This is a genomic window from Leptotrichia sp. oral taxon 417, from assembly GCF_013394865.1.
Lineage (GTDB): Bacteria > Fusobacteriota > Fusobacteriia > Fusobacteriales > Leptotrichiaceae > Leptotrichia > Leptotrichia wadei_A.
Genome location: NZ_JABXYV010000001.1, coordinates 1,387,646 through 1,405,134, shown reverse-complemented (window position 1 = coordinate 1,405,134; position 17,489 = coordinate 1,387,646). Strand labels below are relative to the sequence as shown.

14 protein-coding genes are annotated in these 17,489 nt (G+C 30.7%); 12 read left to right on the top strand and 2 right to left on the bottom strand.

Annotation, left to right across the window (positions count from 1 at the left end):
• The first annotated feature begins 25 nt into the window (after positions 1–25).
• On the top strand, positions 26–6,676 hold the full coding sequence (locus HW276_RS06550; protein WP_178937873.1) for an autotransporter-associated N-terminal domain-containing protein: 6,651 nt from the start codon (positions 26–28) through the stop codon (positions 6,674–6,676).
• Positions 6,677–6,878: 202 nt separating this feature from the next.
• On the opposite strand, the gene HW276_RS06545 is transcribed toward HW276_RS06550, so the two are convergent.
• Together HW276_RS06545 and HW276_RS06540 are read right to left on the bottom strand one after the other, a co-directional pair.
• Positions 6,879–7,343, bottom strand: coding sequence for an RpiB/LacA/LacB family sugar-phosphate isomerase (locus tag HW276_RS06545; RefSeq protein ID WP_178937872.1), 465 nt, complete (start codon positions 7,341–7,343; stop codon positions 6,879–6,881).
• A 69-nt stretch (positions 7,344–7,412) separates the two neighbouring features.
• A complete protein-coding gene (locus HW276_RS06540; RefSeq protein WP_178937871.1) occupies positions 7,413–9,047 on the bottom strand; it encodes a malolactic enzyme in 1,635 nt (544 codons plus the stop codon).
• Positions 9,048–9,313: 266 nt separating this feature from the next.
• On the opposite strand from HW276_RS06540, the gene HW276_RS06535 reads away from it, so the two are divergent.
• The 11 genes from HW276_RS06535 to HW276_RS06490 all read left to right on the top strand — a co-directional run bounded on the left by HW276_RS06535 (position 9,314) and on the right by HW276_RS06490 (position 17,442).
• Positions 9,314–10,342 carry a pseudouridylate synthase gene (locus HW276_RS06535; protein ID WP_178937870.1) on the top strand — a complete coding sequence of 343 codons (1,029 nt, stop codon included), beginning with the start codon at positions 9,314–9,316 and terminating at the stop codon, positions 10,340–10,342.
• Between the two features lie 147 nt (positions 10,343–10,489).
• Positions 10,490–10,906 carry an HD domain-containing protein gene (locus HW276_RS06530; RefSeq protein ID WP_178937869.1) on the top strand — a complete coding sequence of 139 codons (417 nt, stop codon included), beginning with the start codon at positions 10,490–10,492 and terminating at the stop codon, positions 10,904–10,906.
• Positions 10,907–10,942: 36 nt separating this feature from the next.
• A complete protein-coding gene (locus HW276_RS06525; RefSeq protein WP_178937868.1) occupies positions 10,943–11,611 on the top strand; it encodes a Fic family protein in 669 nt (222 codons plus the stop codon).
• A 46-nt stretch (positions 11,612–11,657) separates the two neighbouring features.
• Positions 11,658–12,647 carry an RluA family pseudouridine synthase gene (locus HW276_RS06520; protein ID WP_178937867.1) on the top strand — a complete coding sequence of 330 codons (990 nt, stop codon included), beginning with the start codon at positions 11,658–11,660 and terminating at the stop codon, positions 12,645–12,647.
• 30 nt (positions 12,648–12,677) lie between these two features.
• Entirely contained in the window at positions 12,678–13,340 is a 663-nt protein-coding gene (locus HW276_RS06515; protein ID WP_178937866.1) for a ribonuclease HII, read from the top strand.
• Positions 13,341–13,447: 107 nt separating this feature from the next.
• The gene (locus HW276_RS06510; RefSeq protein ID WP_178937865.1) at positions 13,448–13,762 is read left to right on the top strand and encodes a hypothetical protein; all 315 of its coding nucleotides are present in this window, start codon (positions 13,448–13,450) and stop codon (positions 13,760–13,762) included.
• 8 nt (positions 13,763–13,770) lie between these two features.
• Positions 13,771–13,902 (top strand): hypothetical protein, encoded by a 132-nt coding sequence (locus tag HW276_RS11820; RefSeq protein ID WP_255460378.1) that lies wholly within the window; start codon positions 13,771–13,773, stop codon positions 13,900–13,902.
• Between the two features lie 74 nt (positions 13,903–13,976).
• Positions 13,977–15,161: a hypothetical protein gene (locus HW276_RS06505; protein WP_178937864.1), complete on the top strand. Its 1,185-nt coding sequence runs from the start codon at positions 13,977–13,979 to the stop codon at positions 15,159–15,161.
• An 88-nt stretch (positions 15,162–15,249) separates the two neighbouring features.
• Entirely contained in the window at positions 15,250–16,434 is a 1,185-nt protein-coding gene (locus HW276_RS06500) for a lipopolysaccharide assembly protein LapB (RefSeq protein WP_178937863.1), read from the top strand.
• A gap of 459 nt (positions 16,435–16,893) precedes the next feature.
• Positions 16,894–17,241 (top strand): YraN family protein, encoded by a 348-nt coding sequence (locus tag HW276_RS06495; RefSeq protein WP_147003695.1) that lies wholly within the window; start codon positions 16,894–16,896, stop codon positions 17,239–17,241.
• Positions 17,242–17,250: 9 nt separating this feature from the next.
• Positions 17,251–17,442 (top strand): zinc ribbon domain-containing protein, encoded by a 192-nt coding sequence (locus HW276_RS06490; RefSeq protein ID WP_018449928.1) that lies wholly within the window; start codon positions 17,251–17,253, stop codon positions 17,440–17,442.
• Positions 17,443–17,489 lie beyond the last annotated feature (47 nt).

Below are 17,489 nucleotides of genomic sequence, written 5' to 3'. Positions count from 1 at the left end.
GGCTAAAAAACAAAAGGAGATAGTAATGACAAACAATTTATTGAATTTGAAAAAAGATTTAAAATCATTTGCAAAAAAATGTAAAGATTTTAAATATACTGATTCAGCTTTACTTACATTTTTATTAAATGGAATGTTAATTTCAACTGGGGAAATGTTTGCAGAAACTGTAACAAAATCGCAGATTAATAATCAAGTTAGTCAGATTAACACCTCAATAAACCAGATGCGGACAGATTTTAAGCATGCAAGAGCTGAAAATAACAAGCTGATTAGAGATACAAACTTGGAATTGACTCAGTTAATGGAACAAGGGGATCATGTGACAAAATCTCCATGGAGCAGCTGGCAAATCGGGGCAAACGATTTTTACAATGACTGGCATGGGGCTTATAAGGGTAGAGGTGACAAACAGACAAAATATCCGTATGAGGGGATATTTAATAGATATGGCAGTGAAACATTAGGTTCTCAAAAACGGATTTTAAGATATATTAAACCGGAAAAATTGGATTATTATAATACATCTGTAATATCAGCGGACAGTGATAGTGCATCAGCATTAACAACTAATAGAGTGAATGTAAATGGCTATGGATTAATAAGTAATAACCCAGTAACTACTACTGCAGCGCAAATACAATTAAATGCTTCAATAACACCTAGAACGATTGACAAAACATCACCATTATCTGCACCGCAAGGGACAAATTTATTAACTCCAGATTTTAATCCTCCGGTTATTACACCACCGAATATAAGTATGAGTCCAATAACAATAAGTGTGAATGTTCCAACAGTAACAATACCGGCAGTAAATCCTCCAACAATAAGTGCACCATCAACAGGAAATGGAGATGAATCTTGGATTCAAGACTCTTCTGGAAATTATATAAAATCAGATTATAGTAGTGGTAGTTATGCAGCTATTTCGCAACAAAAAATAGATAATGGAAGTATGACTGTAACTGCTAGTCCAACTGGGTTTGACCTTACTACAAATGGAACAACATTCACGGGTATATATGGTCCATCACATCAAGAAGTAAATCCTCAAACATTAAATTTAAGTCAAACTGGTTATAATATTAATAATTCCTTTTATGAAGCTATGAAATTAATTGGAGGACATGAAATTCAGATTAATGGAGTTGCAATAAATTTTAGCGGTACAGGTTCAGGGAACTATGATAACTGGCTATTCCATACAGATGGACATAATGACTATGGAGAATCTACTTGGGTGTTAAATAATGGTACGAGTGTAAATGTAACAGGAAATAAACTAATTATGTATACATCTCAATATCACTGGGGAACACCTTATGCTAATATTGGATTTGTTAATGAAGGAACTATTAGTTTCAGTGGTACTAATAATATTGGGTGGGTAGCACTTGATGAAGATGGTGATCGTGAAAGACAGCAATATTTTCATAATAAAGGAACAGTAAATTTTTTGGGAAATAATAATATAATTGCTTATATTAATTCACCATATTCTCCTACAAATAGTGGTTGGAGTTTTATAAATGACGGGACAATGACGCTAGGCGGGACTGGTCAATTCGGTATTATAACAGGAAGTGCATACCCTGCATCTGAAATTTTATTAAACAAAAAAATGGAAATTAGTGGAAATAATAATGTTGGAGCAGTTTTTAGATTTGATACAGATTTAGACGGAGGGGAAGCTTTTAGTCAAAGTACAGCAGATAATATAGTCACAATTTTACCAGCAATATCAAGAGCCTCTGTATTAAATTTTGATATTTCTGGAACTTCAAATACAGGAATGTATTTTAAGTCTAGTAGTGATTCAACTCCTTCTGATCCAAGTATATTTAATATTAAAAAATCTGAAATTGGAATGATGGGTAATAGTGGAGTAGGTTTGTTAGCTGAAAAAGCAATAATTAATTATGGAGATGCAAGCAACACCCCTAAAATTAAAATATCTGGCGGATCTAACAATGTAGGGATTGCAGTTTCATCAGCTTTCACACATGCTGGTAAGAATGAAATTAATTCTTATGCAAATATAAAATTATCTGGTGGAACAAATAATCTTGGAATTGCAGCAACAACTGATGCTAAGTTTGCAAACTATGGAAAAGTAGAAGTTACAGCAACTGGTAATACTGGAATAGTTGCAAATGGAAACCAGACAGCCGGTTTAGTTACTGGTAGCGGGGCGACAGCTTCAATAGATTCAAGAGTGCAAAATGGGGATGGAACTATTAAGGGAATCATTGAAGTAGGAGCAGGAAATAGTGCAGGAATGGCAGCTGTAAACAATGGGGCTATAAAAAATACTTCAACAGGAACAATAAATGTAACAGCAGGTGCAGGAATGTATACAGATAGTAATTCACTCGCAGTAAATTATGGTACAATAAAAGCACACCCAGCTTCTACAGGTACTGGAACAGTTGGAGTTTATAATTTAGGAACGTTTAATAATTTTGGAACTAATTTAGAAGCTGATGGAAAAGGCTCTGCTTCTATTTATAGTAGCGGAACTGTAAACTTAGGAAATAGCTCTAATGAAATTACAGCTAAAAATAAAGCTGCTGGACTTTATTTAACTGGAGGAACTGTAAATACAAATGGAGCTAAAATAAATATAAGCGGAGGTTCAGCAGGTATTTTTGCGGGAAGCGGAACTCCTACAGTAAGTAGTGGCGGAATACTTCAAGTTATAGGAGATGGAGCAGCGGCTATGGCTGATGGAGGAAATCTTAATTTAACTGGTGTAGATTTAAGATATACTGGAACTGGTTCAGGTGGATTTGGATTTTATGTAAATAAAAATGCATCAGGAGTTACAAACGGATCAATTAACTTTACTAATGGAACTTTGACATTAATGGGAAATAGTGTTGCTGGAATGGAATATAAACTTGGAACTGGTCCAGTTGGAGTAAATTTAAGTGGAGCAACAATAAATGTATTTTCAGATTCAGGGGTAGCGTTCTTGTTTGACAGGAATGCAACAATGTCATTACAATTAAACGGTTTAACATCTACATTGTTTGGTGGAGGAGGAATACCTACTGTAAATTATACAGATACAGCTGGAATAGCAGGAACAGCAGGTAAAATTTATGCTGGTAAATTAGGAGTAATTGATGGAATAACATCCGGTACACTTACTATTGGAAACGGTAAAGTTTTAGATAAAACAAATACATCAGATATTGATATAGTAAATTTTGGAAGATTATTAATACAAAGAGCAAAGGTTAATATTAATGATGATATAAAAGCAGAAATGACGCAAGATCAGGCAATTTCTTTTGGAGATCCGAGTGTTGTTGGCTATGCAATATCATCGAGTAATGGTGCATCGAGTAATGCAGATACAAAAATTACTGTTCAAAATGGCTCAACAATTTCAGCCGATAATACTGGCAATACTGGAAATTCGGCAGTAGGATTATATATCAATTATGGTCAAATTGAAAATAATGGTACTATTAATGTAGAAAAAACTGGAACAGGAACTACTACTGGTGGAACAGGAATTTTTGCCGTGAATAGTTCAGAAGTAACGAATAAAAATATTATTTCTGTTGGTGGGCAAAATTCTATAGGTATTTATGGAGCAAGTTATAGAAATAATCCATCTACAGGAACACCATTAATAAATGAATTTGTAGATTCCACAGGTACTGTATTAACAGATCAAGGAAAAGTAGATATAATTAATGATACTAACGGATTAATTGAACTGGATGGAGCAAATTCTGTTGGAATTTATGCTGAGGATAATAGTGTGACAGGACAACAGGTAAAAGCAGTAAATAAGGGTAAAATTAATATGACTGGAACATCTGGAACAGGAATGGCTGGGAAAAATTTCTCTATTATAGAAAATGCAAATAGCGGAACAATTAATGTTGAAGTTGATAATGGTGTCGGAATGTTTGGAGAAGGTACATTAAATGGAACTGTATTGAATAGCGGAACAATTAATCTTGGTGCTTCATCAAGTGATACTACCTTGAGAACGGGTATGTTTACGAAATCTGATACTATACTATTAAATAATACTGGGACAATTAATGCAAAAAGTAATGGAAGTAGCGGAGCTAAGACATACGGAATTTATAATGGTTCAAATAATGGTATTGTAAAACTTAATGGAAATTCTAATATAATTGTAGGAGATGAAGGAGTAGGAGTTTATTCAACAAGTGGAAATGTTCAAATTGATTCTGGAAAAATAAAAGTTGGAAATAATAATGCTGTTGGAGTATTTATAGAAAGAGCAACTAATGGAGTACTTGGAAACTCTTCTTCGGGAGATGCTTCAGGAGACATAGAAATTGGAAACAGTTCTTACGGTTATGTTGCTAAAGGTACTACTGGCCAAAAAATGAATCTTAATAATACAAATGTAAAACTTGGAGATAACTCAGTATACACTTACACTAATGATACGACAAGCATAATAAATAATTCTTCTAATTTAACTTCAACTGGAAATACTACTTATGGAATTTATTCAGCAGGAGAAGTTAATAATAGCGGAACAATTAATTTTGAAACTGGAATAGGAAATGTTGGTATTTATTCAACAAATGCTTCTCAGCTTGCTTCAAATACTGGAACAATTATAGTAGGACAAACTGATGAATACACAAAAAGATACGCAATAGGAATGGCTGCTGGATATAATGGTCAAAATGGAGGTTCTCCATTTACGGGAAATATTGAAAATAAATTAGGTGGAACAATTACTGTAAAAGGTAAAAAGAGTATCGGTATGTACGGAACTCAAGCAGGAACTACTGTAACTAATAGTGGAACAATTAATCTTGCAGAAGACAATGCAATAGGAATGTATCTTGATAATGGTGCAACAGGAATAAATCAGGCTAGTGGAGTAATTCAAACTGTTGCAAAATCAGATGGAAGTATGCCGATTGGTGCAATTGGAGTAGTTCTTAAAAATGGATCTGTAATAAAAAACTATGGACAAATTATTATTAATTCTGCAGGAGGATCTGCAATCTATAATGATAAAGGTGATTTAACTAATTCAACAACAGGTACTACGACAGTATCTGGAGGAGCCAAGGCAGTTGATGAATATGTAGCATTACCTACATCAGTAGGTTCAAGCGGTCCTAGTGGAACACAATTAGAAGCACCAGCTGGAGTATCAGCGCCAACAGTATTAATAGGTGGAATAGTACAGCCTATTACAGCAACTAATATCACAACGCCACAAGGAACTACAGATATGCTATATATGAATGGTGTTGGAATTTATATAGATACTTTAGGGGCAACTAATCCAATTGTTGGCTTAGGTAACTTAGGACTTGAAAAAGTAAACTTAATAATTGGTGCTGAAGCTGCAAAAGCCACAACGAATAAATATATTCATGTATCTGACGAAATTATGAAGCCTTATTTACAATCAATTGCTGGAATTAAAAATTTTAATGTAACATCTGGAGCATTACATTGGGTTGCAACAACAACGAATAATAATAATGATGTATGGTTATTAAAGTTACCTTATACAGATTGGGCAGGTAATGAAGCAACACCAACAGCTACAAAAGATACATATAATTTCCTAGACGGATTAGAACAAAGATACGGAGTGGAAGCATTAGGAACAAGAGAAAATCAATTATTCCAAAAATTAAATGGAATTGGAAGTAATGAAGCAATATTATTCTATCAAGCAGCAGATGAAATGATGGGACACCAATATGGAAATACTCAATTGAGAATAAATGCAACTGGAAACTTGCTTGATAAAGAGTTTAAATACTTGAAACACGACTGGAGAAATCCATCTAAACAAAATAATAAGATCAAGGCATTTGGAATGAGAGATGAATATAAAACTGATACAGCAGGAATCATTGACTATACAAGCAATGCCTACGGAGTGGCTTATGTTCATGAAGATGAAAAAGTTAAGATGGGTAACTCAAGCGGATGGTATGCTGGAGCTGTAACAAACAGATTTAAATTTAAGGACATCGGACATTCGAGAGAAGATCAGACAATGGTTAAATTGGGAATATTCAAGACAATGTCACCTAAGAAAGACTATAATGGATCATTGCAATGGACAATTGGCGGAGATGTATTTGCTGGAGTCAATAATATGAAACGTAAGTTCCTAGTTGTTGATGATGTATTTGAAGCTAAGTCAAATTATAATTCTTATGGTGCTGCACTTAAAACAGATTTAGGTTACGACATAAGAATGAGCGAAAGAACGCATTTAAGACCTTATGGTGGATTAAAGATGGAATATGGAAGATTTAATAACATCAAGGAAGATTCAGGACAAATGAGACTGGAAGTTAAAGGAAATGACTACTTCTCAGTTAAACCTGAAGCTGGAGTAGAATTTAAATATATTCAGCCATTGGCAGTAAGAACTAATTTGACTGTTGGGCTTACAGCCGCTTATGAAAATGAACTTGGAAAAGTTGGAGATGTGAAGAATGAAGGAAGAGTAAGATACACTACAGCTGACTGGTTTGGAATAAGAGGTGAAAAGGAAGACAGAAGAGGAAACGGTAAATTTGACCTTAATATCGGAGTTGACAACACAAGATTTGGTGTTACGGTAAATGCTGGATATGACACTAAAGGAAGCAATATTAGAGGTGGAATCGGATTTAGAGCGATTTACTAGTAGTTTTCAAAATTTGTTGAAATTGTAAGTAATAAAAAAATCGGAAGAGAAATTGACTTCCGGTTTTTTCTTTTTCTTTAATTTTGTTACTATACTCAAATCTATTTAAAATTTATAAATTTAGGTCTTGAGTAAAGCAGCTGCAGTTTTCAAGTTCAGCTTTAAGACAGATTTGCTATAATAATAGACATAGTTTGATTGTTTAAATGTCTTTTCTTATATGTTTTTCAGCAATTTCAATTACTTTGTCAACCCTGCTTGTATATCTTTTTTCATTTATTAAGTAATCAGTAGTCATCCATGTTTTTACAATTTCTTGTGCGATGGCAGAACCAATAATTTTTCCACCAAGGCAAAGCACGTTTGTATTTGAGTGGGAACGGGCTAGACCTGCACAAAATGGATCTTGGCAGACAGCAGCGTAAACACCGTAAATTTTATTTGCAATTAAGGCACTTCCATAACCAACACCATCTATAAAGATTCCCCTGTCAACTTCTAGCTTACTTACTGCAAGTGAAGCAGGATAAATAAAATCAGGCAAGTCACAAGATTCTTCATTAAAAGGTCCGAAATCTATAACTTCATGTCCTTGTGATTCCAGCAATTCCTTAATTTCCTTTTTTAAATTAAATCCAGCATGATCTCCAGCCATTGCTATTTTCATAAAATCATCTCCTAATATTTTTATATATTTTCATTTTACTTTAAAAAGTTAAAAAAATCAACAAGCTAATTAAAGTTTTTTGTATTCAGGAATCCATTTTGTATTTTCAATCACTTCTTTCAAATTATCAACAGGTTCTCTATTTAATTTTTGTTCTAATACACTTTCTCCTACTGCAAGTGCCACTGTTTCAGAAAATTCTGTTAATTTTGATACAGGTGGAAGTACTGCAGCACCAGGTTTGTTTGTATCAATAATTCCCCCTAATGAATGAGCTGCTGCTGAAATTATCTTGTTATTTACAAGTCTTGATTTTGTTGCAATAATTCCAAGTCCTAATCCAGGATAAATTAATGCGTTATTAGCTTGTCCAATTTCATAAACAGTTCCTTTATATTCTATTGGATCTGATGGAATTCCTGTTGCAATAAGTGCTCTTCCATCTGTCCATTTAATAAGATCCTTCGCAGATGCTTCTGCTAATTTTGTAGGATTGCTTAATGGAAAAATTATAGGTCTTTTGGTATGCTTTGCCATTTCTTGTATGATTTCTTTTGTAAAAGTTTTTGGTACCGTTGAAGTTCCTACTAAAATTGTTGGTTTTATAGCTTTAACCGCTGCTTCTAAAGTTATTAGTTCATCAGAATTTTCAAATTCATCACGCTTTCTCACAAAAGGAATTTGTTCTGGTGTCAATCCTTCTGTATCTTCAAACAATAATCCTTGCTTATCAACTAAATAAAAATGCTTTTTTGCTTCGGTTTCAGAAAGTCCTTGTTCAATCATTTCATCAAAAATTCTTTTGGCAATTCCAGCTCCAGCAGTTCCTGCACCAAAACACATATAAACTTGGTCTGTAAGTTTTTCACCAGAAATTTTTAATGCTCCTAAAATTCCAGCTAAAGTAATAATTCCTGTTCCCTGTATGTCATCATTAAAAGTTGAAATTTCATTTTCATATTTTTTTAAAATATTAGCAGCATTTAATCTTCCAAAGTCTTCCCAATGAAGATATAAATCTGGAAAAATTTTCTCAGCTGTTTTTACAAATTTATCAATAAAGTTATAATATTCGTCACCTCTAACTCTTTCAAATTTATTTCCCAAATAAAATTCATTTTCCAACAATTCTTTTCTATTCGTACCTGCATCAATCACAACTGGAAGAACTGTAGAAGGATCAATTCCAGCTGCAGCAGTATAAACCATTAACTTTCCAACTGAAATATCCACTCCATTAGTCCCCCAATCTCCAATTCCTAAAATTCCTTCAGCATCAGTAACAACTATCAATCGAACGTTTCTATCACTTGATGCATTTTTTAAAGTTATTTCTATATTTTCTGGTTCTTTTACTGACAAATAAGCCGCATTCTGAGGATTTACAAATAATTCGCTGTAATTTTCTATACTTTCTGCAATTACAGGATCATAAACAATAGGCATAAACTCAACAACGTGTTCATTAAATAAATAATAAAATAATGTTCTATTTGTGTTAAAAATTTCCATCAAAAAATGTCTTTTTTCTATTAATTTATCTTTCGCTTGAAATTGTTTGTAAACTTGTTTCGCTTGAGTTTCTATCGTTTGGAATTGTGCTGGCAATAGTCCCAATAATCCATATTTTTCTCTTTCTTCTTTTGTAAATGCTGTTCCTTTGTTAAGAAAAGGATCATTCAAAATTTCATAACCTGATTTCATAAATAATCACCTCTAACATAAATAATCACCTCTAAATTTTTAAAATAATTTTGATAAGTCAAGTATAACATGGAATAATAGAGAAATTGATTTTTTTTTACTTTAAATTAAAGGAGAATACCTATACATTTATTGGAGAAAATGATAAAATATATTCAATTATAATTGAATAAATAATAAAGTAATTTTGAATTATGAAAAATTTAGATTGGAAAATATGTTAGGGAAATTTATAAAGTAAAGAAATAAAAAATGGAGAGATAATAGTGAATAAATTAATAAGGGATTTTGAGAATACAAAATATTTTGGATACATGTTTTTTATAGAATATAATGGAGAAAAGTTTGACTCTTTTGATGAAAATCCGAATAAAAAAAGTATAAAAGCAGAATTTAGAAAAATTTTGGAAAGTAACAAAATCAAAATATTCAAAGGAATTCAGCAGGCTGGAAGGACTGATGCGAATGTGAGTGCAAAGGAAAATATTCTTTATATAAATTCCAAAGATGTTATTGATTTTTTTAAATTAAAATTTTTGGAAATAGAAGGGCTGAAAATTAATAAAATAGTAAGAACATTGCCATTTTTAGAATTTCCACAGATGATTCAAAAAAGATATTATATTTATAAATATCCAAAACATCTTGTAAAAAATAATGAAGAGAGAATAAATCAGATTTGTGAGAAAGTGTCTGGGAAAAGGGATTTTTACGAATTTACTTCAGAAAAGGGGAAAAAATTAAAGAATCATATAAGGGAAGTTTTTGTGAAATATGAAAATGGCAGGCTATATTTTGTGGGAGATGGATTTTTGCCGCAGCAGGTGCGAATTATGAGTAATTTCATTTTAAATAACACAAAGCTTGATATTGAAAAATTAAACAATAAAAACTTTGAAAATAGAAAATTAGGGATAAAAGCCAAGGCGCTTGACGGGAAATATTTGACATTGGAGAAAGTTGGATTTTCAGAGGAATTGGAGAAAATCAGTTTTTTTGATGTGGAAAATATTGAAGAACTGATGGCTTTAGAAAATGAGAATTATGGAAAAGATTTTGTGAAATTAAATGAAAAAAGTTTAGAAGCAGAAAATTCTGCAAGTAAAATAAATGGCTTGAATGAGGAATTAAAAAATATTGGTGGAATTGCTAAAATTAAAAAAATTGAGAGAAATGTCTATTTTACAGTATTTTTTGTTGAAAAGAAGGATAAAGGGGAATTTATTGGGAAAAATGGGAAAAACATCAGGAAGTTGAAGAAATTTTTTGGAGATATAGTTGTGAAGGAAATGTAGAAACTGAGAAAAATAGAGAATATATTTCATCTATTTCCTGGCAAGGAATCTCAGGATATTCATTAAATTTTAAGTTTGTGTGGCTATTGAGAATGTCTAGCAATAAAATTAGATATAAATTAAAAATATGTAAAAGAGGTTGGAAAAATGTATATTATTAGGAAAGCGATAGAGTATTTTAAGCCGAAGATTAATAGGGCTTATATGAATGAGGCTTTGAAAAGGCTGTCAGAGAATGAAAAAAAAATATTTTTGGAAATGTCAGATTATGATAAGTTTCATTCGCTTGAAGTTTATAAAAAAGTGAGAAAAACAGACTTGAAAAATGATGAGAAGTATTTGAAATTAGCACTTCTGCACGACTGCGGGAAGGGGAATGTGTCGATTGTAACGAGAGTTCTGCATAAATTGGGATTTAAGACAGAATTGCAAAATCATGCACAAAGAAGTTTTGAAAAGTTGGAAAAAATTGATGAGGAAGTAGCAATTTTGGCTAAGAACCATCATAATCGAGGGTATTCAGAGGAAATGGATATTTTTCAGAAATGTGATGATGAGAGTTAAGAAATTGATGAAAAATTTTTAGAAAAGAGTGAATTTATGGAAGACAAGTATAAAATGACATTGGAGGAAAATATTTTTGTTGCAAAAAGGAATATAGTAGATTCTATTTGGAAATCAGCAAATTTGGAAGGAATAGCTGTGACTTATTCTCAGACTGAAACGATTTTTCAAGGGCTGGGAATTCAAAATATGAAAGTTAAGGATATAAATGCCATTGTTAATTTGAAACATTCGTGGGAATTTATTTTGGAAAATATTGAATATCTAGTTGATTTAAATTATATCTGTAAAATAAATCAACTTATTGGAGAGGCAAATGTAAATCCTTTCCCAGGACAATTGAGATTTTCTGATGTCAGTATGGGTGGAACAGATTGGAAGCCTGAAATTCCTGATAAAGAAAAAGTGAATGACAGTTTGAACAAGATTTTAGAAAGTGAAAATTCTGCAACAGAAAAAGCAATAAACTTAATGCTATATTTAATGAGAAGCCAGCTTTTTTATGATGGAAATAAAAGGACAAGCATGATGGCGGCAAATCAGGTGATGATTCAAAATGGTGCAGGGATTATTTCAGTTCCTATAAAATATCAGGAGGAATTTTTGGAATTGCTTGTGAAATTTTATGAAACTAATAATATGGATGAAATTAAGGAATTAATTTATAATCATTGTATTGACGGGATAAATTTTAAAAGGGAATGAAATTTTGGGAAATAAAAAATTATAAAAGAAAGAAAAATAGATAATTATGAATGAAAAGAAAGAAAAATATGAAATTGAAAGTGAATTTGAAGATGAAATTGATACTGAAAATAGTGAGAATGATCAAAATATCGTTATTTTAAGTGAAGAGGCTGGGAGCAGGATTGATAAATTTTTATCAGAAAGGCTGGAGTTGACACGGACACGGATTCAGCAGCTTATAAAAGATGAAAATATTTTAGTAAATGGGAAAAAGACAAAGCCAGCTTATAAAATTGAAGAAAATGATATGGTAAAAGTCGTAATTCCAGAGTTGGAAACAGTTGAGATTAAGCCTGAAAATATTGATATTGAAATAATTTATGAGGACAATGATTTGGCAGTTATTAATAAAAGGGCTGGAATTGTTGTTCATCCTGCAAATGGGCATTATTCGGGAACGCTTGTAAATGCAATTTTATATCACATCAAGGATTTATCAGGGATAAATGGGGAAATCCGTCCTGGTATTGTGCATAGGCTGGATAAGGATACGAGCGGACTTTTGATAATTGCAAAGAATGACAAGGCACATCTGAAATTGTCGCAAATGTTTCATGATAAAACTGTGAAAAAAACTTATCTTGCAATTTTGAAGGGAAAATTGAATCAAAAAAGCGGGAGAATTGTAACACAAATCGGACGTGATAAAAACGACAGAAAGAAAATGGCTGTAATAAATGATTTAAATTCAGGAAAAACTGCAATTACCAATTATGAAGTAATTTCACAGGCGGAAAAGTTTACACTTGTTAAAGTTCATATTGAAACTGGAAGAACTCACCAAATCAGAGTTCACATGAAACATCTGGGATACCCAATTTTGGGCGATAGTGTTTATGGAAGGCCAGACAGTGAAAAACGGCAAATGCTTCATGCCTATAAACTGGAATTTCAACATCCAATTACAGAAGAGAATATGGAATTTATTGCAGAATTGCCGGAAGATTTTAAAAAGGCGCTGAAAAAATGTGGGCTGGAGCTTGAAAATTTTTAATAAATTTACAAAAAATAGAGGAAAAAACTTATGGATGAAAAAAAATTAGAAAATAAAAAAAACGAACTACTAGAATTTGATAAAAAATATAATAAAATTGTTGTTGGGGTTGATGAGGCTGGGAGAGGGCCTTTGGCTGGGCCAGTTGTGGCTGGGGCGGTTATTGTAAATCAGGATTTTCCAGAGCTGCAGGAAATTAATGATTCAAAGAAATTGACTGAAAAGAAAAGGGAGAGATTGTTTGAGGCAATAGAAAAAAATTGCATTGTGGGAATTGGGATTGCTTCAGAAAAGGAAATTGATGAGATGAATATTTTGAATGCAACATTTCTGGCAATGCGGCGTGCGATTAGCCAAGTGGCGGGAAAATCTGGATTTGATATAGTTCTAGTTGATGGTAATCATTTGATTCGTGAGTATGAAGGAGAGCAGGAGTGCATTGTGAAAGGAGATGGAAAGTCGATTGCAATTGCGGCAGCTTCGATTGTGGCAAAGGTTACGAGGGATAGAATACTTTGTGAAATCGCAAAGGAATTTCCTGAATATGAGTTTGAGAAGCATAAAGGGTATGGAACTAAGAAACATAGAGAGATTTTGGTTAAAAAAGGGGCTTGCAGGTATCATAGGAAGACATTTTTGAAGAAGATATTGGATGGAAGTGAGAAAATATTTAAAGAAAGCGGAGTAGAGTGAAAAGATAAGGAAAAATTTTTGGGAAAAGAGAAAATAATAAAATAAGAATACAAATCTTAAAAAATAGTATTTTTTAAAAAGGAAGTTTAGAAAATAGGAGAACAGTTATGATTTTGTGGAAATTAAAAAAATTTTATAGTAAATATTTGCTAACTATTTTATTTTTATGGTTATTAAGTTTTACTATAATAAGTTGCTCTAAACCCGCAAATAGAGTTAAAAATGAGGATAAAAAATATCTGGAATTAATATCTTTAGGAGATGTAGAAAGAGATGAAGGTAATTATAAAAATTCTGAAAAATATTATGAGGAAGCAAAAAAATATTTGTTAAAAGTAGAAGATGGAAATGATGCCGAAGGAATATATTATCTTATGACGATTTATTACAGAGGAAAAATAAGAGTAAGATTCATAGCTTAAAGGAAAAAATGTTTGGAAAAAATAAAATGAATGGAATAGATGATGAAATAATGTTAAAAATAGACTTGATGTTAGGAAATGAGAATGAAAATAAAAAATTTGAATTAATTGATGAAGTAGATTCCTTGATAAGAAAATAAATACGAAGAAGCAAAGAAAAAATATTTTTTTAAAAGGATGAAAGGTCTTGAACAATAATAAAAGGAGATCAGCTATGATTATGAATAGAAAATCTAGAGGTTTTTATATTATTTTTTTTATTATAATATTATTATGTTCATTTTTTTATATAAAAATAGCAGAAAAAAAAGAAAATGACAATAAAAAATTTGAAGAACTAATTGAAAAGGCTAATGAGCATATAGAAGCAGAGGATTATAAAAATGCAGAAAAAATTACAAAAGAAAGTTTAAAATATAGCAAAGTTAAAGGTTACTACTATTTAGGAGCATTGTATGCAAATTATTTTAATGATAAGGAAAAAGCGAAAGAAGCATACATGGTGGCATATAAGAAAAAGAATTTTGAAGCAGCTTCTATGATAGGATTTATAGAAGAAGATAAAGGAAATTTTAAAGAAGCGGAGAAATGGTATAAAGAAGGAATAAAAAGTAATTTGGAGTATTCTTTTTATCTTATAGGGAATTTTTATTATAATCAAAATAATATGGAAAATGCAAAAAAATATTTAGAAAAATCTGCAGAACGAAAAAGAGGGGAGGCAATTTATATTCTTGCAAAAATTTATTATAAAGAAAAAAATAGGGAAGGAATAAAAAAATACCAAAAACAATTGTTAGAAGAAGTTCAATTAAAAGATGTTTCAAATGAAATGAAAAAAAATATTGAGTATATGCTTGGAAATGAAAATGAGAATAAATATTTTGATTTAGTAGAAAAAGCTAACGAACATATTTACAAAGAGGAATATGAGAAAGCAGAAGAAATTTTGTTGGAAGCTTCAAAATTAAATAAAGAAGGATATTATCAAATTGCAGAAATGTATAGATATATTTCAATAGAAGAAGCAATAAAGAAATATGAAGTTGCTTATGAAAAAGGCATAGCGAAAGCAGCAAGTAATATAGGATCATATTATTATATAAACAAAGATACAGAAAAAGCTAAAATATGGATACAGAAAGCAATTGATGGAGGAGATGTTGATTCGAATTTTTATATGGGTGAATTATACGATAATGCAAGAGATTTAAAAAAAGCATATGAATATTATTCAAAATCAGCAAATAATAAGAATGCAGTTGCAATGTTTTCTGCAGGTGAAATTGCTTTTGAGTTAGGAGAAGAAAAACTAGGAAAATATTGGTATAATAGGATACTTACAGAACCAGGAATAGAAAATTTAACATCTCAAATCTTAAAAAATATAAATAGATAAGAAAATCAGAATTTCTTAAAATAGCTGAAATAAATTTGAAAAAAATTTTAAAATATACTGAAAATCAAATATTTAGGAGTTACTCGTTATGAGAAATAAAAAATATATAATTGCTGTATCAGGAATATTATTAATACTAGTGTTAATAGCATTAATTTATTTTAAAAATAAAGACTCTAATTATACAAATAATGAAATGTTTGACGAATTACTTTTAAATTCGGAATATTATAAAGCCTCTGGAGATTACTTAAAATCAGAAGAAATTTTAAAAGAAAGTCTGAAATATAATAAATCAGAAGGATATTATTATTTAGGTATGCTATATGCTGGAAGAATGAACGATAAAAAAAGAGCAAAAGAAGCCTATATCATGGCATATAAATATAAAAATGTTGAAGCAGCAACATATATAGGAATGATTGAAGAAGAAAATGGTAAATTAAAAGAGGCAGAAAAATGGTATAAAAAAGGAATAGTAAATAATTCAGAAAATTCTTTATACAGGTTAGGGAAATTTTATTATGAGAAAAATGAAACAGAAAAGGCTAGAAAATATTTGGAAAAGGCTGCTAATAAAAAGGAAGGACGTTCAATTTATATTCTTGCAAAAATGTACTATAAAGAAAAAAATTGGGAAGAACTAAAAAGATGTCAAAAACAAATACTAGAAGAAACAGAAATTTATCATGTTGAGTATTATATGAAAAAAAATATTGAATATATGCTTGGAACAGAAAAAGAAAAGCAATATTTTAATTTAACAGAGGAAGCAAATAAATTTATTGAAAAAAAGGATTATGAAAAAGCTGAAAAAATATTTTTAGAAGCTGCAAAACTTAATAATGAAGGTTATTATGAAATAGCAAAAATGTATTCAGATATATCAAATGAAAAAGCTGTTGAAAAATATAAAATTGCTTATGAAAAAGGAGTTTCAAGAGCAGCAGGAGATGTTGGATCATATTACTATGATGAGAAAAAAGATGTGGAAACGGCTAAAAAATGGATTCAAATGGCAATTGATGGGGGAGATGTTGATTCTAATTTTTATTTGGGCGAGATTTATGAAGATGCAGGAGATTTAAGACAGGCATTAAAATATTACTCTATTCCTGCTAATAATAAAAAAGCAATAGCAATGTCGATAGCAAGAAGTTTAGCTTCTGAATTGGGTGATAAAAAATTAGCTGACTACTGGTATAATAAAATATTTTCTGAGCCAGGTATAGAACAATTGAGTGAACAATTAGTTATAGGACTGGGTAAATAAAAAAATTTTAAGTATAATTGGAGAAGTGTTTATGAAGTTAAGAAAAATAGAAAAATATAAACTTAAAATATTATTAACATATAAATTATGTCAAAATTCAATGAAAAAAGAAAGTATTTTAAAAAGTTAAAAAATAAATATTCAAAATATTACTGATGAAATAACAGGAATAGAATTTTATAAAGATGTCAAATTATATGAAAGAGAAAGAGACTATATTTCTTTTGATATAGACAGATGATGAAATTAAAAATTTTAAAATAAATAAAATTGAGGAAATATTTAAAGAAAGTGGATTAGGGTGGAAAGATAAGGAAAAAAATTAAAAGAATTAAATAATAAAAAAAGAAGAGAAAATTTTCCAGTCTTGAAAAAAAAGTAAAAAATTGGTATTATATTAAAAGAATAAATATAGATATTTGTGGTATAATATCAAAAAAGGGGGAAAAGAGAGTTAGAATGAATAAAAGGGAAGTTGGGTTTAAGTATGAGAATGTAGCGAAGGAATATTTGATTTTGCAGGGGCTTGTGTTTGTTGAGAGTAATTTTTATACTAAATTTGGGGAGATTGATCTGATTTTTTTTGAGAAGAGTAGCCAGACGCTTGTGTTTGTGGAAGTTAAGTATCGAAGAAATGACTTTTTTGGATCGGCGATTGAGATGGTAACGGAGGAGAAGCAGAACAGGATTCTTGCCAGTTCGCAGGTTTATCTTTTGAAAAAAAATTGGGATAGGAATGTGAGGTATGATGTTGTTGGAGTAAGTAAGGACTCTGGAAATATTGAATGGTTAAAAAATGCGTTTTGAGGTGGTTATATGAGAAATGATGAAAAATGCTGTAAATGCGGAATGGATATATTTGAAATAAAAAAGGTGGCTATTCCTACAAAAAAGGCTGTTGGAGCAAAGATAGCCATTGATACATTTTATTTGAAAATATGTAAAAACTGTGGATATACGGAAATGTACTCAACCAAGATAATTCAGAAGGTTGAAGATCCAGTCTAAAGTTTTTGGGAAAATAATATTTAATTTTAAAGGAATTTTGTTTAGGA